Genomic DNA, 389 nt, shown 5'->3' on the forward strand with positions numbered 1-389 from the left:
GACGAAGGTCGTGCAGGTGAGAACGTTGGTGCACTACTACGTGGTACTAAGCGTGATGAAGTAGAACGTGGTCAAGTACTGGCTAAACCAGGTTCAATCACTCCACACACTAAGTTCGAATCAGAAGTATACGTACTGTCTAAAGATGAAGGTGGTCGTCACACTCCATTCTTCAAAGGTTACCGTCCACAGTTCTACTTCCGTACAACTGACGTAACAGGCAACATCGAACTGCCAGCAGGCGTAGAGATGGTAATGCCAGGCGACAACATTCAAATGATTGTTGAACTGATCGCTCCAATCGCAATGGACGAAGGTCTACGCTTCGCGATCCGTGAAGGTGGCCGTACAGTTGGTGCTGGTGTTGTTGCTAAGATCATCGCTTAATC

General features: G+C 48.1%; 1 pseudogene. It reads left to right on the top strand.

Annotated features, from left to right (window positions below):
- Nucleotides 1–387: pseudogene (tuf, locus tag JIG40_RS19850) on the top strand (elongation factor Tu); the annotation flags it as partial.
- Nucleotides 388–389 lie beyond the last annotated feature (2 nt).

The organism is Vibrio sp. bablab_jr001 (genome assembly GCF_016464285.1).
Classification (GTDB): Bacteria; Pseudomonadota; Gammaproteobacteria; order Enterobacterales; family Vibrionaceae; genus Vibrio; species Vibrio fluvialis.